This window comes from Xanthomonas sp. MLO165 (genome assembly GCF_018831305.1).
Classification (GTDB): Bacteria; Pseudomonadota; Gammaproteobacteria; order Xanthomonadales; family Xanthomonadaceae; genus Xanthomonas; species Xanthomonas arboricola.
In genome coordinates this window covers 1,234,992-1,252,689 of the sequence record NZ_CP029263.1, presented here as the reverse complement: position 1 = coordinate 1,252,689, position 17,698 = coordinate 1,234,992, and the positions used below count along the sequence as shown (strand labels likewise).

Annotated in this window: 15 protein-coding genes; 3 read left to right on the top strand and 12 right to left on the bottom strand. The window is 66.1% G+C overall.

Features of this window, described 5'->3' with window-relative positions; all coding sequences use genetic code 11:
• Positions 1 to 141 precede the first annotated feature (141 nt).
• The 8 genes from DGN21_RS05480 to DGN21_RS05445 all read right to left on the bottom strand — a co-directional run bounded on the left by DGN21_RS05480 (position 142) and on the right by DGN21_RS05445 (position 8,476).
• Positions 142 to 1,434: an adenylosuccinate synthase gene (locus DGN21_RS05480; protein WP_024938603.1), complete on the bottom strand. Its 1,293-nt coding sequence runs from the start codon at positions 1,432 to 1,434 to the stop codon at positions 142 to 144.
• 426 nt (positions 1,435 to 1,860) lie between these two features.
• Entirely contained in the window at positions 1,861 to 2,046 is a 186-nt protein-coding gene (locus DGN21_RS05475; RefSeq protein WP_065046715.1) for a DUF2065 family protein, read from the bottom strand.
• A 338-nt stretch (positions 2,047 to 2,384) separates the two neighbouring features.
• On the bottom strand, positions 2,385 to 2,849 hold the full coding sequence (locus tag DGN21_RS05470) for a transposase (protein WP_184578361.1): 465 nt from the start codon (positions 2,847 to 2,849) through the stop codon (positions 2,385 to 2,387).
• A gap of 409 nt (positions 2,850 to 3,258) precedes the next feature.
• A complete protein-coding gene (locus DGN21_RS05465) occupies positions 3,259 to 4,122 on the bottom strand; it encodes a protease modulator HflC (protein ID WP_039523939.1) in 864 nt (287 codons plus the stop codon).
• On the bottom strand, positions 4,122 to 5,261 hold the full coding sequence (gene hflK, locus DGN21_RS05460; protein WP_024938600.1) for an FtsH protease activity modulator HflK: 1,140 nt from the start codon (positions 5,259 to 5,261) through the stop codon (positions 4,122 to 4,124). Before hflK ends, DGN21_RS05465 begins: the two co-directional genes overlap by 1 nt.
• A 790-nt stretch (positions 5,262 to 6,051) precedes the next feature.
• Positions 6,052 to 6,438, bottom strand: coding sequence for a twitching motility response regulator PilH (gene pilH / locus DGN21_RS05455; protein ID WP_024938599.1), 387 nt, complete (start codon positions 6,436 to 6,438; stop codon positions 6,052 to 6,054).
• 524 nt (positions 6,439 to 6,962) lie between these two features.
• Positions 6,963 to 7,859: a DnaJ C-terminal domain-containing protein gene (locus DGN21_RS05450; protein WP_054590856.1), complete on the bottom strand. Its 897-nt coding sequence runs from the start codon at positions 7,857 to 7,859 to the stop codon at positions 6,963 to 6,965.
• A 140-nt stretch (positions 7,860 to 7,999) separates the two neighbouring features.
• Positions 8,000 to 8,476: an Hsp20/alpha crystallin family protein gene (locus tag DGN21_RS05445; RefSeq protein WP_016903925.1), complete on the bottom strand. Its 477-nt coding sequence runs from the start codon at positions 8,474 to 8,476 to the stop codon at positions 8,000 to 8,002.
• Positions 8,477 to 8,637: 161 nt separating this feature from the next.
• Between DGN21_RS05445 and DGN21_RS05440 the strand changes: the two genes are divergently transcribed.
• A complete protein-coding gene (locus DGN21_RS05440) occupies positions 8,638 to 9,120 on the top strand; it encodes a peroxiredoxin (protein ID WP_016903926.1) in 483 nt (160 codons plus the stop codon).
• 43 nt (positions 9,121 to 9,163) lie between these two features.
• Entirely contained in the window at positions 9,164 to 9,724 is a 561-nt protein-coding gene (locus DGN21_RS05435; protein WP_024938597.1) for a ferritin-like domain-containing protein, read from the top strand.
• Positions 9,725 to 9,990: 266 nt separating this feature from the next.
• Here the strand turns inward: DGN21_RS05435 and pbpC are convergent, their stop codons facing one another.
• The 4 genes from pbpC to DGN21_RS05415 form a co-directional block, all read right to left on the bottom strand.
• Positions 9,991 to 12,411 (bottom strand): penicillin-binding protein 1C, encoded by a 2,421-nt coding sequence (gene pbpC / locus DGN21_RS05430; protein WP_252374690.1) that lies wholly within the window; start codon positions 12,409 to 12,411, stop codon positions 9,991 to 9,993.
• Between the two features lie 111 nt (positions 12,412 to 12,522).
• Positions 12,523 to 13,299: a CPBP family glutamic-type intramembrane protease gene (locus DGN21_RS05425; protein ID WP_215825140.1), complete on the bottom strand. Its 777-nt coding sequence runs from the start codon at positions 13,297 to 13,299 to the stop codon at positions 12,523 to 12,525.
• A 131-nt stretch (positions 13,300 to 13,430) separates the two neighbouring features.
• Positions 13,431 to 14,378 carry a glycerophosphodiester phosphodiesterase family protein gene (locus DGN21_RS05420; RefSeq protein WP_215825139.1) on the bottom strand — a complete coding sequence of 316 codons (948 nt, stop codon included), beginning with the start codon at positions 14,376 to 14,378 and terminating at the stop codon, positions 13,431 to 13,433.
• Positions 14,379 to 14,536: 158 nt separating this feature from the next.
• Positions 14,537 to 17,347 (bottom strand): TonB-dependent receptor, encoded by a 2,811-nt coding sequence (locus DGN21_RS05415; protein WP_345776756.1) that lies wholly within the window; start codon positions 17,345 to 17,347, stop codon positions 14,537 to 14,539.
• On the opposite strand from DGN21_RS05415, the gene DGN21_RS20150 reads away from it, so the two are divergent.
• Positions 17,229 to 17,531 (top strand): hypothetical protein, encoded by a 303-nt coding sequence (locus DGN21_RS20150; protein ID WP_252374689.1) that lies wholly within the window; start codon positions 17,229 to 17,231, stop codon positions 17,529 to 17,531. The genes DGN21_RS05415 and DGN21_RS20150 overlap by 119 nt on opposite strands.
• Positions 17,532 to 17,698 lie beyond the last annotated feature (167 nt).

The window sequence follows — 17,698 nt, the reverse complement described above, 5'->3', positions numbered from 1 at the left end:
AGCGGCGCCAGGCCGCGGATGATCCGCCGGAACAGTGCGCGCAGGCACCGCCGGAAGTCATGGCAAATCTCAGCAATCCTCAAATGCCAACGGCCCGGACAAGCCGGGCCGTTGGACGATGCCGCGTCTGGCGTCAGCCGATCAGGCGAACGGATCCTGCAGCACCATCGTGTGGTCACGATCCGGGCCGGTGGAGACGATCGAGATCGGGCAGCCGGCCAGTTCTTCCAGCGCGCGCAGGTAGGCACGCGCGGCCACCGGCAGCTTGTCCCACTCGGTGATGCCGTGGGTGTTTTCGGTCCAGCCCGGGAACTCCAGGTACACCGGGGTGCACTCTTCCCAGCCCTGCGCGTCCAGCGGGGCGTATTCGGTACGCTTGCCGCGGTATTCGTAGGCGATGCAGACCTTGAGCTTTTCCATGCCGTCGAGCACGTCGAGCTTGGTGATGCACAGCCCGGAGATGCCGTTGATGGCCACCGCACGCTTGAGCGCGACGATGTCCATCCAGCCGCAGCGGCGCGGGCGGCCGGTGGAAGCACCGTACTCGGCACCGCGGTCGCGGATGCCCTGGCCCACTTCGTCGTCCAGCTCGGTCGGGAACGGGCCGCCGCCCACGCGCGTGGCATAGGCCTTGGCGATGCCCAGCACGTAGTCGATCGCATCGGCGCCCACGCCGGTGCCGGCCAGTGCGCCGCCGACGGTGGTGTTGGAGCTGGTGACGTACGGATAGGTGCCGTGGTCGATGTCCAGCAACGCGCCCTGTGCGCCTTCGAACAGCACGCGCTTACCCTGCTTGCGCAGATCGTGCAGGATGCCGGCCACGTCCGACTTCATCGGCTGCACGTAGTCGCCGAAGGCCAGCGCTTCGTCGAAGGTCTTCTGGAAGTCCACCGCTTCCACGCCCAGGTACTTGGTCAGCACGAAGTTGTGGTAATCCAGCGCGGTGCGCAGCAGCTCTTCCAGCTGCGGCGGGTAATGCAGGTCGGCGATGCGGATACCGCGGCGGGCGACCTTGTCTTCGTACGCCGGGCCGATACCGCGGCCGGTGGTGCCGATGGCCTTGCCGCCGGCGGCCTTCTCGCGCGCCTGATCCAGGGCGATGTGGTACGGCATGATCAACGGCGCGGCCGGGGAGATCTTCAAGCGCGAGCGCACTTCCACGCCGGCACCTTCCAGCTCGCTGATTTCCTTGATCAGCGCGGCCGGGGAGATCACCACGCCATTGCCGATCAGGCACAGCGCGTCGTCGCGCAGGATGCCGGACGGAATCAGATGCAAGACGGTCTTCTTGCCGTTGATGACGAGCGTGTGGCCGGCATTGTGGCCACCCTGGAAGCGGACCACCGCACCGATCTCTTCGGTAAGCAGATCGACGATCTTGCCTTTGCCTTCATCGCCCCACTGGGCACCGAGCACGACAACTGACTGACCCATGACGGGTGAACTCCTGAGTTTTGCTGCGGCCATCGGGGCCGCGGGATGGGACCGGTTCACGGCTGGCGGCGCCGCCTGGCGCGCGGCTCCATCGGGGAGCGTTGCAGCGGCGCGTGAAGCCCTGACACGGAAAAAGCCGAACGAGGTGCCCTGTGTGAGCGTGCCCGGCCGGCTTTTGTGCATTATCCGGGTTTCCGGTGACGTGCACTACCCCTGGCGGACGGCGGATCGGGGGCGGGTCAGATTGCGGCTGGCCGTCGGTTGCGCGGTGCTCCGAGCGCTGCCGGCCCCTAGCCCGGGAGATCCCGTCGCGACAATCCCAATGGCTCGTAGGAGCGCACCAGGGCGCGACCGGCATTGCCGGTAAAGCCGTCGCGCCCAGGTGCGCTCCTACGCTGCCCGTTGCGGTCGGAATGGACCACCCACTCAGTGACGCACGATCCACAGTGCAATCGCGCCCAGCACCAGCGTCACACCACCAATCGCACGCAGTTGCGCGGTGGGCAGACTGAACAGTTGCTCGACCATGCGCTTCCAGGCGGTGGGCGCGGCAAACAGCAGCAGGCCTTCGATGACGGCGATCAGGCATAACGCGGACAGAAATTCATGCATCAGCAACACCAGGACGTGGGGAACTGCAGTGTGCCGCGTCAGCACCCTCCACGCGCCCCGCGTAGGAGCGCACCCGGGCGCGACAGGCATTCCCGGTAACGCCGGTCGCGCCCAGGTGCGCTCCTACGCGGCAACGTGGCGAGCCTAGTCAAACCTGCAGACCGCCCAAAGCACCATCGCCCGATCCACGACAGGCAACCCCCGACAAACCCACCCCGTAGGAGCGCACCCGGGCGCGACAGGCATTCCCGATAAAGCCGGTCGCGCCCAGGTGCGCTCCTACGCGGCGGCGCGCGGCAAACGGTGGGCATGCACTAGGCCTGCTGGCGGCTCGACGCTCAGAGCCAGATTGCGTCCCAGAACGGATAATCACCGACGTGGGTGACCAGCCCGGCCCGGAGCGGATTGGCGATGAGGTAACGCGCGGCTGCGTGCAGGTCGTCGTCTTTGCGCAACGCGTGGTCGTGGTAGCTGCGGCTCCAGACCGGTGCGTGATGCTGCCGCTGATCGTTCACCGAACGCGCTGCGCACGCTTTCATCCGGGACACGGCGTCGGCCAACGCGGTGACGCTCCCCAGCTGCAACAGCCAATGTGCATGATCCGGCATCAACACCCAGGCCAGCAGCCTGGCATCGCAAGGCGTTGCTGCGGTGAATGCCCGGCAGGCGGTTGCTGCAAGCAGAAAATCTGCGAACACGGCACGACGCTGCCATGTCGTGGTGGTCAGCAGGTAAACGCTGTTAGGCGAAGACTGCCTGCCGCAGCGCAGCGCGCGATGCCCTGGAGAGTTGGTGTTGGCCATGGCGCGATGCTGGCGGCCTTGGACCACGCTGGATATCGGCGGTTGCCGCGTTCTGCGCTAGGGGGAATCCATATGGCGACTGACTATCAACGGCAATCAGCGGGGTCCGCCGGTAAGGCCCGTCGCGCCCGGGTGCGCTCCTACCGGGCCGAGTCTGGTCAACACGACGGGAGAGACGCTCCAGGCAGCCGCGGATTTCCGACATACCCATCAGCATCACAGTGCACGAAGCGCCATGCGCCCGATCCATTGGCCGACGCGCGCCCTGCGTAGGAGCGCACCTGGGCGCGATCGCCTTACCGGGCATGCCCGTCGCGCCCGGGTGCGCTCCTACGGTGGGGCGCGGCAGCGAGAGGCACATACGACAACGCCCGCATTCCGCGGGCGTTGTCGATTCAGCGCAGAGCGATCAACGATCGCTCTTGAGGTACTGCAGGAACGGGTCGTTCTTGTCCAGCACCACCACGCCGTTGCCGTCGGTCATGGAGCCGCGGTACGCCTCCAGGCTGCGATAGAACGCGTAGAACGACGGATCCTTGGCACCGGCCTGGCCGTAGATGCGGGCGGCGTCGGCATCCCCTTCGCCGCGCAGCTTCTGCGCATCGCGCTCGGCGTCGGCCACGATCACGGTGGACTCGCGGTCGGCCTGGGCGCGGATGGTCAGGGCCTGCTCCTCGCCTTCGGCGCGCAGCTTGCTGGCTTCCTGCTTGCGCTGGGCGCGCATGCGCTCGTAGACGTCGGTGATCACCTGGCTGTCGGTCGGCAGGTCGATCTGCTTGATGCGCAGGTCGGTGATCTGCATGCCCAGGCCCTTGATCGCGCCGTTGATGCCCTTGAGCTGGTTGGCGATCAACTCGCTGCGGTCGCCGGAGACCAGCTGCTGCAGGGTGCGCGAGTTGATCTGGTTACGCAGCGAATCGGTGATGATCGGGGCCAGGCGCGAATTGGCGACTGACTCCTCACCACCGGTGGCGCGATAGAACGCCCGCACATCGGAGATATAGCCGATGGCGAAGAAGTCCACGCTGACGTCTTTCTGCTCGGCGGTGAAGTAGCGGGCCGGGGCGGTGTCCAGCACCTGGAAGCGGCGATCGAACACGCGCACCGACTCCACCACCGGGATCTTGAAGTGCAGGCCGGGCTTGAGGTCGGCTCGCACCACGCGGCCCAGGTTGAGCACCATGGCGGTCTGGTCCTCGCGCACCACGAACACCGAGCCCATCAGGGTCAGCAACACGGCGACGATCAGGCCGATGACTAGCGAATTCTTCATTATTCGGTTCCCTCACGGCCGGTCGGGCGCGGGCCGCGCTCCGGATTGCGGATGCCCTCGCTGCCACCACTGGTTTGCGGCGGATTCAACAGCACATCCTGCGGCACCATCGACGGCATGCTGCCGTTGCCCGCAGTGCCGCTGTTGCTGGCGGACTTGCTGGCGTCGGCCGGCAGCGGCACATAGATGACCTGGCGGCCATCGCTGCCGATCACCTTGCGGTTCTCCGACAGCACCTTCTGCACGGTTTCCAGCCACAGGCGCTTGCGCGTGACCTCGGGGGCGTTGGCGTACTGCTCCTGCAACAGCGTGAAGCGATCGGCGTCGCCCTCGGCCTTGGAGATCACCGCCTGCTTGTAGCCTTCGGCGCCGGTCCGGGTGCGCGCACCCTGGCCGCGTGCCTCGGGCACCACCTTGGCGGCGTAGGCCTGGGCCTCGTTGATCAGGCGCTCGCGCACCTGCTGGGCGCCGTTGACCTCGTCGAAGGCCGGCTTCACTTCTTCCGGCGGACGCGCGTCCGGCAGGGTCACACCGGTGACGGACAGACCCGTGTTGTAGGCATCCAGTGCCGCCTGCAGGCGGTCCTTGGAGGCGATGGCCAGCGGGCCGCGATTGTTGAGCACGGTATTGAGGTCGGAACGACCCACCTGCTCACGCACGGCGCTTTGCGCGGCCTGCTCCAGCACCAGGTCAGCATTGCGCGAACCGAACAGGTACTTGCGCGGGTCGCTGATCTGGTACTGCACGTTGAGCGAGACGTTGACGATGTTCTCGTCGCGGGTCAGCACCGGCACCTGGTTGCTGAAGGTCTTGATCTCGGTGGCGTTGACCTTGCGCACCGACTCGACGGGCCAGGGCAGCTTGAAGTTCGGGCCGGGCTGCAGGATGCGCGAGAACTGGCCGAAGCGCAGCACCACGCCACGCTGCTGCTCGCCGATGAGCTGGAAGCTGGAGAACAGCACCATCAGCACCACCGCGACCAGAATCCAGCGCCCCACGCCGCCATCGAACAGCTCCTTCAACGGGGCGGGCAGATTGCCCCAGCCACCACCGTTGCCACCACCGCGCGGGCCCCAGGACCTGCGACGGTTGGGGTCCGGGCCGTCTCCGCCCTTGTTGCCGGGTGTGTTCCAGGCCATGCACGCTCCATGATCGAGGGGCTGTGCGGGCCAGTCCCGCAGTGCCGCCGTGTTGTGTGATTCGATGATTCTACTAGATGGGGCAGACCGACCGTTTTGAAAGGCCCCGATTGACGCATCCCGGTTTAGCCGCTGGGGTGGATCGGGCGGCGACGCATCGGGCGACGGCAGGGCCCGGTCCGGTCCAGGCGCGTGTCGACGCGGTCCCGGGGGCCGGAAAGGCGCGCATGTGATGACCTTGGCGTTGGGAGCAGGCAAGGCCGGAGGCGAGCGGCCTTCGATGCGCGTTGCTGCCGGTGACCGCGTGATGCGCGCGGGCGCGCGGCGCCTGCCGGTCTAGCGATTCCACCCCGGGCGAAGCTGGATCAAGCAGGACCACGGCCAGGCTGCGCAACGGATGCGCTGCCAGTCAGTTGTTGATGCGCGTGCGCCGGAAGCGCGCTCGCCGTCGGGCCGCCTTGCGCATGTCGCGCCGTAGTGCCGCGCCTGGAGGCCGACATGCATCAGACGCGCGTGGCCTGGCAAGCAACACGACCGGACCTGCATGCAAGCAACCTGCCGCCCGCGGGCGATCGGGCGGAATGCAACCGTTGGCCAGAGAGCACCCACGTGCAGATGGCAAGGTCGCGCAGTTGGTGGTGGCATCAGCCCCGGGTGGCGAGTGGCACTGCCCGACGCGGTCGAACGCGGCCCCATGCGCATGCCTTCGTCGATCGCGCCAGCCGCTGTCAGCGCCGGCTTGTCGCACTGCGGAGCGAACCTGCGCCCCGGTCGCACCTCGTCGACGCGCTTAGACGGTCGGCGGTTCGTCTTTCTGGTTGAACACGCGCTCCATCACTTCCAGCAACTCGTCTTCGGAAAACGGCTTGGTGATGTAGGCGCGTGCGCCCTGGCGCATGCCCCACATGCGATCGGTGTCCTGGTCCTTGGTGGTCACCAGGATCACCGGGATGTGCTGAGTGGTCGGCTCGCGCTTGAGCGTGCGCGTGGCCTGGAAGCCGTTGAGGTTGGGCATCACCACATCCATCAGCACCAGATCCGGCAACGAGGACTTGGCCGCTTCCACGCCGGCGGCACCATCGGTTGCGGTGATGGTTTCGTGCCCCAGCTTCTCGACGATGCGCTGAATCCCCAGCAGCTGCGACGGCGAGTCGTCGACGATCAGAATGCGTGCCATGTGTTTCCCCTAGTGTGCGCGGCGAGTGTAGTGCGCCGGCCGCGCTTTCGGTAGCTGGGCCAGGCGGTGCGCCCGGCGATGCTGTTGCGACGTGCGATCCGGTGGCGCGTTGCGGTTGCCCTGGTCAACGCGTACTACGTTGCACAGGGGGCAACTGGATTCAACAACGTTGCAGAAGGTCGTTCACCGTTGCATCGCGTGCATGCTGCCTTCCCCTGATCCCTCACCACAGGAAAGGCGATTGCTCCCTTCTCCCATCGGGAGAAGGTGGCGCAAAGCGCCGGATGAGGGGACGGCAGAGATCCAATGCCGCAGATCGACGCTGACGGTGCACCGCTCGTCCGCCGCCCCCCACCGCGATCCCTCCCTCGAAAATGTCGGCTGCTCCCTTCTCCCACCGGGAGAAGGTGGCGCAAAGCGCCGGATGAGGGGACGGCGGCGATTCAACGCCGCAGATCGACGTTCACTGGCACACCACCTGCCTGCCGAACCCTCACCTCATCCCCGCGTCGACCCCGCGCGGCCTACACCGATTCGCCGAACGCCTTGGCCAGGTTGCGGTAGGCCTTTTTCTGCGCATCGTCGGTGGGGGCCGGGGCCAGGATTTCCAGCTCCACGATCTGGTCGCCCGGCGTGGTGCCTGGCAGGCCGCGGCCGCGCAGGCGCAGCTTGCGCCCGGCGTCCGAGTCGGCCGGCACCTTCAACTCCACCGACCCGCCCAGGGTCGGCACGCTGATGGTGGTACCCAGTGCCGCCTGCCAGGGCATGACCTGCAGGGTGTACAGGATGTTGCGCCCGTCCACTTCGAACTGCGGGTGCGCGGCGTATTCGATCTCCAGCAGCAGGTTGCCGCCGCCATTGCCCTGCCCGCTCAGGCGGATCACCTGACCAGGCTGCACGCCCTTGGGCACGCGCACATCCAGCTGCTTGCCGTTGATGGTGATGCGCACGCTGTCGCCCGCATACACCGCTTCCAACGGCACTGCCAGCTTGGCGCGGGTGTCGCCGCGCGCCTGCGGACCCGCGCCTGCACCAGGGCCGGCGCCCGGACCACGCGGACGGCCGCCGCGCTGGCCGGCGAACAGGCTTTCGAAGAAATCGCTGAAGCCGCCACCGGCGCCGCCGTTGCCGAACACTTCCTCGTAGTCGTAGCCCTGCCCACCGCCGTAGCTGGGCGGGGCCTGGAACTCGTCGCCCGGGCGGAAGCCCTGCGCCTTGAGCTGGTCGTAGGCCTTGCGCTTGGCCGGGTCGCGCAGCGCCTCGTAGGCTTCGTTGATCGCCTTGAACTTGTCTTCGGCGCCGGCCTCCTTGCTGACGTCGGGGTGGTACTTGCGCGCCAGCCGGCGGTAGGCGGTCTTGATCTCCGCATCGCCCGCGCTGGGCTCCACGCCCAGCGTTGCGTAGTAATCCTTGAATTCCATCTAATCACCTCTGAAAAAAACGGCCCGCAGCCGAGGCCACGAGCCAGTCATATCGCAGCCGGGCGGGCAACCGCACCTATTCTACGGTGCGGTTGCCGCCGGGAAGCGAAGCATGCCGCTCCGCTCCAGGTTTTGCTGCCTTACTGCACCGTATTGCCGGCCGGGTCCTGGCCGTTACCGACCTGGATGCGGCGCGGGGTGGCCGCCGGGCGCTTGGGGATGCGGATTTCCAGCACACCGTTGTGCCCGGTCGCGGTGATGCCGTCGGGGTCGGCACTGTCGGGCAGCGCGAAGCGGCGGTGGAAGCTGCCGTAGCGGCGCTCGATGCGCGAGAAGCGCTCGGTCTCGGTGCTGGACTCGCCCTTGCGCTCGCCCTTGATCGACAGGATGCCCTTGTCCATCTGCACCTCGATCTGGCCGGGGTCGATGCCCGGTAGGTCGGCATACAGCACGAAGTGGTTGGCCTCTTCCTTGATGTCCACGCGCGGCACCCACTGCGCGGTCACCACCGCCGATTCGTCGGTGTCGCCGTTCTGCTCGAAGAAACGGTCGAACACGTGCTTGATCTCGTTTTGCAGCGCATGGGTGGGCCACTGGGGATAACGAACGATGTTCATTGCGAGCCTCCAAAAGGTTGGGTGAGGGGCCGGCTGCCGCGGCGTGCGCCGTTGCGCCGGCCATGTGCGTCAGATAGGCGTGCCGCTGCGGATTTCAAGCGCGTTGACGCGCTTTTCCCTCGCCCCTTTCTAGACTTCGTTCAGCCGCAGGAGCCCGCCCCATGACCATCCACGTTGGTGACCGCATTCCCGAAGTCGTGCTCAAGCGCCTGCGCGAGGGCATCGAGGCGGTCGATACCCACAGCCTGTTCGCCGGCCGCAAGGTGCTGCTGTTCGCAGTGCCGGGCGCCTTTACCCCGACCTGCTCGGCCAAGCACCTGCCGGGCTATGTGGAGCACTTCGACGCATTCCGCAAACGCGGCATCGAGGTGCTGTGCACCGCGGTCAACGACCCGTTCGTGATGCAGGCCTGGGGCCGCAGCCAGCTGATCCCCGACGGCCTGCACCTGCTGCCCGACGGCAACGCCGAACTGGCCCGCGCACTGGGCCTGGAGATCGACGCCAGCGGCTCGGGCATGGGCCTGCGCTCGCGCCGCTACGCACTGTATGCCGACGACGCCGTGGTCAAGGCCTTGTTCGTCGAAGAACCCGGCGAATTCAAGGTGTCCGCCGCCGATTACGTACTGCAGCACCTGCCCGATTGATGCATTGATTCCCCCCAACCACTCAGAAGGAAACCGGCCAGCCATGTCTAACCAGCCAGCCAAGCAACTCCCCGACGGCATCACCGATACCGCCACCTTGCGCAGCCGCGCACGCCAGAGCATCGAAGACGGTGCCATCACCGAGAGCTACCACGCCGACCGCGAGGCGGTGATCGAGCTGCTCAACACCGCACTGGCCACCGAATACGTGTGCACCCTGCGGTATTACCGCCACTATTTCATGGCCAAGGGCATGCTTGCCGACGCGGTCAAGGGCGAGTTCCTGGAGCATGCGCAGCAGGAACAGGCGCACGCGCACAGGCTCGCCGAGCGCATCGTGCAGCTGGGCGGCGAACCGGACCTCAACCCGGACACGCTGACCAAGCGCTCGCATGCCGAATACAAGGAAGGCAGCGACCTGCGCGACATGGTCAAGGAAAACCTGATCGCCGAGCGCATCGCCATCGATAGCTACCGCGAGATGATCGATTTCATCGGCGACAAGGACACCACCACCAAGCGCATCCTGGAAGACATCCTGGCCCAGGAAGAAGAGCATGCCGACGAGTTCGCCGACCTGCTGGAAGGCTGGATCGGCGAGTGAGCTGAGTCTTGCAACGGAGCGATGTGTTGTGATCGATGATCGGCATCGACATTCACACTGAAGTTGAAAGTTGAAATCGACTCGATGATTTAAGCAGACAGGGCGCCTCGAGCGCCCTGTCTGTTTTCTATGCCGCAGGATGGTGTGTGGTTGCCTGCTGCCGTAGGAGCGCACCCGGCCGCGACGTGGCATTCCCGATAACGCCCCATCGCGCCCAGGTGCGCTCCTACGGGTGTTTGCACTGGTCGGGCGCAGCACGTGCGCGGTCAGCGCAATACGCGAAAGCGCAGCTGCGTCCAGGCACCATCGCTGGCCATTGCGGTGAGCGTATGCGTGCCGACCTCGGCAAATTCGCGCTGAAATCCCTGGCGTCCGTTGGTCTGTGCGATCCAGCGGCCATCCAGCAGCCAGTCGATGCGCGCGTCGCTGCCCAGGGCACGCAGTTGCAGGCGCACCGGACGCGAGGTGGCGTTGGCACGCGCCAGCGTGGCGCGATCGCTCAGCCCGTCGATACGCAGCACGCCGCCACCGGTCATGCGCCCATCCGGCAGACAGTCCGCCGCAAGTGGCGGCAGTTGCGCAGCATTGCGCTCGGCGGTGCTGAGCCAGGGTGAGACCAATGCCGGCCAGCGCGCCAGTGCATGCGGCACGCGTTCATGCGCCTGGCTGCACTCCTGCGACAGCCGCTGGCCACTGCGCGCATCCACATCGAAATGCAGCTGCCCGCTTTGCCATAGCCGTGCGTCGCGCTCGGCAAAGGTGGGCGGCACTGCGCCATCGAGCACGTAGGCGTCGGCGCGGCGTGCGCATTGTGCCGGTGGTGTCTGATCGGCGGCGCCGCCGAGCGGCCAGCAGATATCCAGCGCCTGCACGGTGGCTGGCATCGGCACCGGCGCGCTATCGCCGGCGCTGCGCGGCAAGGCATCGATGACTTCGAACATCAGCGGCAGTGCGGTGACGGCGCCGTACTGGCCCGGCAGCGGCGTACCGTCCGGACGCCCCACCCACACCCCGACCGTGTAACGGCGCGTGCCGCCGATCGCCCAGGCATCGCGGTAGCCGTAGCTGGTGCCGGTCTTCCAGGCCACGCCCGGGCGCGTGGCGGTGTCGAAGGTGCCGCTGCCGTACCCGGGGCGCGGATTGCTTTGCAGGATCTCGCGCACGATCCAGGCCGCGCCCGGCGACATCAGCCGGCGTTCGATGCGCGGATCGTCCGGCGTATAGCGCACGCGCCCGGCGATGCCGCCGCGATTGAGTGCCGCAAATGCGCCGACCAGTTCCTGCAATTGCGCGCCTGTGCCACCCAGGATCAACGCCAGATTGGGCACGCTGCCGTGCGCAAAGCGCAGCTCGATCCCGGCATTGGACAGCCGCGCAGCAAACCGCGCCGGGCCGATCCGGTCGAGCAGGTCCACCGCCGGCACGTTCAGCGACAACCGCAACGCCGTCGCCGCGCTCACCGGCCCATTGAAGGCCGCATCGAAATTGCCGGGCCGGTAGCTGCCAAAACTCTGCGGCGCATCCACCAACAGGCTTTCGGAGTGGATCAACCCATCGTCCAACGCCATGCCATACAGGAACGGTTTGAGCGTGGAACCGGGCGAGCGCCAGGCCTGCACCATGTCCACATGCCCCAGCCGCTTGCGATCGCCGAAGCTGGCCGAGCCCACGTATGCGCGCGCTTCCATGGTGGCGTTGTCCACCACCAGCAATGCCGCGGAGGTGCGCTCGGGCAGCTGCGAAAAGTATGTCGTGACGCGTTCTTCCAGGGTGCGCTGCAGCTCCACATCCAGCGTGGTCACGATGCGTGGCGCGCGCGGTTGCGCGCTGTGCAACCGCTGCGCGAGCAGCGCCGCATGCAACGGCGGTTTGAGCGAGCGCGTCACCACCGGCTCGATCCGCGCATCGTCCACCTGCGCGCGCGACCACACGCCCAGCTCCACCATGCGATCGAGCACCTTGTCGCGCGCACGTTGCGCGGCCTCGGGATGGCGATCCGGGCGCAGGCGGCTGGGCGATTGCGGCAACACCGCCAGCAACGCAGCTTCGGCCTGCGACAAGGCCTTGGCTGGCTTGCCCAGGTACGCCCAGCTGGCCGCTTCCACGCCTTCGATGGTGCCGCCATAGGGCGCGCGCTCCAGATACAGCGTCAGAATCTCGCGCTTGCTCAGGTGCGCTTCCAGCTGCAGCGCGCGCAGCAGCTGCTTGGCCTTGCCCCACGGCGTGCGCGTATGCGGGTCGAGGATGCGCGCCACCTGCATGGTCAGCGTCGAACCGCCGGAGACGATGCGCCCCTGCCCGATCCATTGCCCGCCGGCACGCAGCAGGCCCCACGGATTGACCCCGGGATGGCGCCAGAACCAGCGGTCCTCGTAATTGAGCAGCGCCTGCAGATACAGCGGCGACACACTCTGCGGGCTGGCCGGATAACGCCACACCCCGTTGCGGTCGGCGAACGCGCGCAGCGGCGTGCCATCGCGTGCCACCACCAGCGTGGAGGTGTCCCGTGATCTGGGCAGTGGCAGTGGGAAGGCCAGGTCCAGCAGCAACACCGCAGACAACAGGGCCACGGCGCTCCAGCGTAGCCCCGTCAACCAGCGCCGGCCACGCCGGGCAACACCCTCCTTGCCAGCGACGCGTTCCTGCGTCTGGTCGATCCTTGCCTGCGCGTGCTGCTGCTCATCCATCCTGCCAAGGATGCAGGGCAAAACGCATTTCGGCCACCATCGCGCGCGGCAAGCTGCGGCGTTGAGCGATCAACGTGACTGCACGCTCCTGCTTGCGCGACGACTGGTGCGCTAGCCCACCACGTCCACGTGCGGCGAGCGACGCGGCCTTACAAACAGCCGCAGCAACCCCATCGCCAGGAATACCGCAGACAGGCGCAACGCAATGCCGAGCCAGCCGCTGGCGGCCGAATCGGAGACCGCAAAGACCGTCCAGGCCGCGTTGAGCGAGACATGCAACACCCAGCCGCTCCAGATCGTGTAGCCATCCTGCGCGTCCACGATGGCAAACAGCAGCGCACCGATACCGGTAATGGCGAAGATCAACAACGCCTCGCCACCTCCACCGCCGGCCCCGAGCCAATGCACACCGCCAAACACAACCGCCTGCACCAGCGCGGCGATTGCCGGACGCCAGGCCAGCGCACGGCAGGCAAAGACGAAACCGAAACCGCGAAACACGATTTCTTCCGCTAGCGGAAACAGCAGCGCCAACCAGAGCAGGCCAAGCAGATCGTCGGTACCGACCGAGCTGGACTGCGCCCACAGCCCCAGCCAACACGGCAGTGTGGCCAGCAACGTCAGCGCCGGGCCGCGTAAGCCGTTCCAACGCAACCCCAGACGCGCCGCGAGCTCGTCTGGCATGCCAGGACGCAGCAACGCCGCTGCGACGAGCACGACCACTACGCTGAGCAGATTGTCGAGAATCCCACCGCCGTAAGGCACCGGAATTTTCGGGATTGGAAAACCAAGGGCCTTGGCCACATCACGCACCTGCAGCGCGACCAGCAGCACCAACAACCAGACGACATGCGGCGTGAGTCGGCGCAGGGATGTATCGAGCGGCATGCAGACGTCCTTGCGTGCAAACGAACGCTGACTATAACGGCAACATCGCCGCCGCAGTTCCACGGATCACATTGCGCGACGACATCCGCTCCCGTCGCAGGCCAGCTGCATGCGGTGATGCAACGCGACGCTCACCGCTGCTCCAGCGACGCGCGATAGCGCAGCAAGGCTTCCGGCGCATCGGTCTGGATGATCGACACGCCTTCGCGGTACAGGCGGCCCCACACCTTGTCAGGATCGCGCTCGGCATCGGCGTCGCCGCCGTAGCCGGCGATGAAGCCGTCCCACAGCGAGTTGACCATCAGCCGCACGTTATGTGCCTTGCTCACTGCAACCAACGCGGGCAATTGCGCTGCTGTCATCTTGGGCAGCTCGAACGCGACCGGATGCGCGTTGCGTGTCTGCGCAGTGGCGATCGCGGCCAGGTCGGCAGTGCCATGGGCGTTGATCAGGATCGGGAAGAAATACACCTTGTCGAACGGCAGCATCGCCGCCAGGGGCGGCGTGGCGATGCCGGCTTCGGCCTTGACGATCACCTGGTGCTGCATGCCGGCACGGGCAACCGCATCGACCACCTGCACGTAGATCGCATCCTTGACGTCCAGGTTGAGCAGGATGTGGCCCTTGGACCTGGCCAGCATCTGCTCGAGCGTGACCACGCGTTGATCGGTCAGCGGTGCCTGCGCGCCACCTTCGTCGCTGCGCAGCCGCAATTTTTGCAGGTCGGCCAAGGTCAGCTCGGACAGCTTGCCGGTGCCGTCGGTGGTGCGGTCCACGGTGGCGTCGTGCAGCATCACCAGTGTGCCGTCGGCGGCGCGCCGCACATCGGTCTCCATCACGTCGGCACCGATAGCGATGCAGCGATCCAGCGCGGCCAGCGAGTTCTCCGGTGCGCTGTCCTTGAAACCATGATCAGGCGCCGGCGCGTGGCAACCGCGATGGGCCACCACCACGATGCCGCCGTCAGGATTGGTCAGCCGGGCCTGGATTGCGGCCACGCCGGTGGGCGCCGCGCTCGCATGGGTGGCCAGTGCCGCGCACAGCATGGCCGCGACGGTGGCGGCAGTACGTAAGCTCATCGAAACAACTCCACTATGAAGGGATTAACAGAACCACTGCGCTACCGTCAGGTGAGCGCGGTCGGCACACGGCATGGCATCTGCCAGGTGCACATCTGGATTTCCACGCACTGCACGCACCTACCTGGGCTCTGCTCGTCATGCCAGCTTCGCCGCGCCTAGAACGTCGGCGTAAAGCGCAAGCCGAACCAATAAGTCGTAGGCACCGAATAACTGTCCTTGAGCAGGTTCTGCCCAGGGCCGGTCACACTGGTGATGCGGCTATGGGTGAGGTTGCTGACCTGGCCGATCAGGCTGAGCTGTTTGCTGATCGCATAGGTCGCGGTGAAATCCAGCTGCGAACGCGGCGACCAATACAGGTCCTGCCAATCGATATTGCTGACGATGGCACGCAAGGCCTTGCCCTGGCGATTGTAGGCCGCGCGCAGCTCCAGCCCGCCGGTGTTGTAGAACAGCGTGGCGTTGGCGGTGTAGTCGGGCTGGCCGACCAGGTTGTCGAGCTTGCGCTCGCGCTGGCTCACATTGATGCCGCTGCCAACGCTGTAGGGCACATCCAGGCTGCCATCGAGCACCGCAAAATTTGCACTGAAACCGACCCCACTCAGCCACGGCGCGATCGGCGCCAGGGTGTTGACGATGCCGTTGAACTCCACTCCGCGGATACGCGCCTTGGCGGCATTGGCCGGCGTGCTGATCAACGCGTTGGCGTAGGTGGTGCCGTCGAACGTGAAGCTGTCGGTGCGCGAAAGCGTAAAGATCTCGTCCTGGATGCGCTTGTCGAACACGGCCGTGGACGCGAACGCGTCGAAATCGCCGGGCAGGCGCCATTCCAGCGACAGGTCCAGGTTGTTGGACACACGCGGTTTGATGTCCGGGTTGCCGATGGTGACGGTGACGCCTTGCGCATTCGGGTTGCCGGCATCGGCCGTGTTGACGAAGCCGATCGAGGTGCGCGCCGCATACGCATCGTATGGCGGGCGGCCGAGCGTACGGCTTGCGCCGGCGCGCAGGTCCAGTGCATCGGTCAGGTGGTAGGTCATGATGGCCGAGGGCAGCAGATAGTGGTAATCGGCACTGGTCGGGTTATCGACATACACATAGCGGTTGGTCGCGGCATCCAGCTGCCGCTGGCGGCCGACCGTATCGAGACTGGTGCTGTCGAAATGCAGACCGCCCTGCACATTGAAACGCTCGCTGCGATAGCTGACCAGGCCATAGCTGCCGAAGGTCTTTTCGGTATGGGTGAAGTTGTCCTGATTGCTGAAGGCCTGCTGGTCGGTGCTGTTGAACGCGCTCAACGGCGTTGCAGCCAATGCACGATTGGCCTTGTCAGGATCGATGGTAATCAGGTTCAGGCCGGCGTAGCGCATCGGTGCCCGGCCGGTGCCCGCCACATCGGCCAGGCCGAATGCCGGCGCACTGGTATTGGGCTGATACTCGACGCGATAGATGTCGTAGGACGGTTTGTCGGTGGTGTACGACACGCCCGCGGCAAAGCCGATCCCCTGATCGCTCTCGCCCTGGTTGAAACCGTAATCCAGCCGGCCGGTGAGGATGCGATCGGCCGCGGTGCGTTTGTAGTCCGGGCGCCAGTACGACAGGCTGTAGTTGCCCAGGTCGTTGTAGGCCTGCGGCGACACCCCGAAGCGCTGATCGAAGCCAGAGGTGTCGTAATTGAATGCGTAGTTGGGCGTGGCATTGATGGTCACACCGCTGCCGGTCTGGCCCACCGGTACCGCTGCGGCGCGGGTGATGCCGGTGGCGTACTTGATCATGCGGATCGGCTCGTCGTAGGTCGCATCCGACCACGCGCCGCGCGCGGAGAACTGTTGCCGATCGGTGGGCCGCCAGATCGTGCCCAGCTGCGCGACCTTGGTACGTGTGGTGACGATCTGGTTCGAGTAACCCACCTCGATATCGCCGCCGGGATAGCTGCCGGAGCTGGCAGTCTGATTGAACACCTGGCCACGGTTGCGCGGGTCGATGATGACCTCGTTGCGCTCCATGTTGTCCTTGAAATAGTAGTAGCCGGCCGTTGCATAGGCTTCCAGTGCGGCACTGGGATGCACTTCGAACTTGCCGGTGACGCCATAGCGGTCGCGCTGGTTCTGCACGTACCAGTACTTGTCCTGCTGCGGCACCGCCCAGCCATTGCCGAGATTGGCACCGGTCTGCAGCTCGCCGTTGTTGTCGTAGAACCCGTAATGCACCGTGTCGGTGGTCATATGGGTTTCGGTGTAGCTGCTCAGCGTCTGGTAGTTGGCCGACAGGGTGACCCCGTACTGCTGCTCGCTGCCGAAGGTGCGGCTGCCGGTGGCGTTCAAGCGGTAGCCGGGGTCGTCCTGGTCGCGCGGCTTGCCGACATCGTTGGCGTGGCCGAGCGCCGCTTCGGCACTGAAGAAGGGCTTGCCGCCGTTTTCGAAGGCGCTGCGTGTCTTGAGGTTGATCGCCCCGCCCGTTGCGTTGGGGTCTAGGTCGGGCGTGAAGGTCTTGACCACCTGCAACTCGCTGACCATCGACGCCGGCAGCAGGTCCAGACGCACGCCGCGGGTAATCGAGCCGAGCGTGCCGTTCGGCGTGCCGGGCGAGGCAATGGTCAGCCCATCGATGGTGACGTTGTTGTAGGACGGGCCCAGGCCGCGCAGTACCGGTGTGGCGGCCTCGTCGCGCGGATGCTCGTTGTCGGTGGCCGGCAATACCGACAGGCCGGGCACGCGGCGCAGCGCTTCGACGATGGTGCTGTCGGGCAAGGCGCGCACATCGGTGGCGCTGATCACATCGGTGATATTGGTTGCCGCGCGCTTGCTTTCCACCGCAGCGGCATTGGCACGGCGCACGCCGGTGACCTGCATGGCATCCAATGTCTGCACGCCGGAGCTGGCGGATGCGGCATCAGTCGAGGCTTTGGCGACTGGCGACGACGAATTGCATGCTGCGGCGGGCGTTACCGCAGTGGATATGGTCCCCACTGCGTCTGCAGGCATTGCAGCCGACGAGGTCTGCGCTACCGCGTTGGAAGAGTCGAAGGCCTGCGCCTGCACGCCCGAACAACAGGCGGTGATGGCGATGGCAAGAACAGACAGGTGCGAACGGTACACATCAGAGCGCTGCATGGAGTCCCGAGATCGCGCAGCAAGGGCGCCACGCCTGTGAGAAAGCACCCCACCGTAGCCACTGAAAATGACCCTTGCGTGTCGCGCGCATCGCATCGAAAAGACAGTGCGCAACGATGTCGCGGCCTGCGAAGCAGGCAACCGGCGACCGGCAAAATTCTTCGGTACGGGGCTTCAAATGCCCCCCATCCGCCCTTCGGGCGCCTT

Excerpts from the sequence above, each read along its gene's own strand:
- DGN21_RS05475 (WP_065046715.1), bottom strand. The coding sequence starts at position 2,046 with ATGCATGAATTTCTGTCCGCGTTATGCCTGATCGCCGTCATCGAAGGC.
- DGN21_RS05440 (WP_016903926.1), top strand. The coding sequence starts at position 8,638 with ATGACCATCCACGTTGGTGACCGCATTCCCGAAGTCGTGCTCAAGCGC.
- hflK (WP_024938600.1), bottom strand. The coding sequence starts at position 5,261 with ATGGCCTGGAACACACCCGGCAACAAGGGCGGAGACGGCCCGGACCCC.
- DGN21_RS05435 (WP_024938597.1), top strand. The coding sequence starts at position 9,164 with ATGTCTAACCAGCCAGCCAAGCAACTCCCCGACGGCATCACCGATACC.
- DGN21_RS05420 (WP_215825139.1), bottom strand. The coding sequence starts at position 14,378 with ATGAGCTTACGTACTGCCGCCACCGTCGCGGCCATGCTGTGCGCGGCA.
- DGN21_RS05445 (WP_016903925.1), bottom strand. The coding sequence starts at position 8,476 with ATGAACATCGTTCGTTATCCCCAGTGGCCCACCCATGCGCTGCAAAAC.
- DGN21_RS05450 (WP_054590856.1), bottom strand. The coding sequence starts at position 7,859 with ATGGAATTCAAGGATTACTACGCAACGCTGGGCGTGGAGCCCAGCGCG.
- pilH (WP_024938599.1), bottom strand. The coding sequence starts at position 6,438 with ATGGCACGCATTCTGATCGTCGACGACTCGCCGTCGCAGCTGCTGGGG.
- pbpC (WP_252374690.1), bottom strand. The coding sequence starts at position 12,411 with ATGGATGAGCAGCAGCACGCGCAGGCAAGGATCGACCAGACGCAGGAA.
- DGN21_RS05480 (WP_024938603.1), bottom strand. The coding sequence starts at position 1,434 with ATGGGTCAGTCAGTTGTCGTGCTCGGTGCCCAGTGGGGCGATGAAGGC.
- DGN21_RS05465 (WP_039523939.1), bottom strand. The coding sequence starts at position 4,122 with ATGAAGAATTCGCTAGTCATCGGCCTGATCGTCGCCGTGTTGCTGACC.
- DGN21_RS05470 (WP_184578361.1), bottom strand. The coding sequence starts at position 2,849 with ATGGCCAACACCAACTCTCCAGGGCATCGCGCGCTGCGCTGCGGCAGG.
- DGN21_RS05425 (WP_215825140.1), bottom strand. The coding sequence starts at position 13,299 with ATGCCGCTCGATACATCCCTGCGCCGACTCACGCCGCATGTCGTCTGG.
- DGN21_RS20150 (WP_252374689.1), top strand. The coding sequence starts at position 17,229 with ATGGCATCCAATGTCTGCACGCCGGAGCTGGCGGATGCGGCATCAGTC.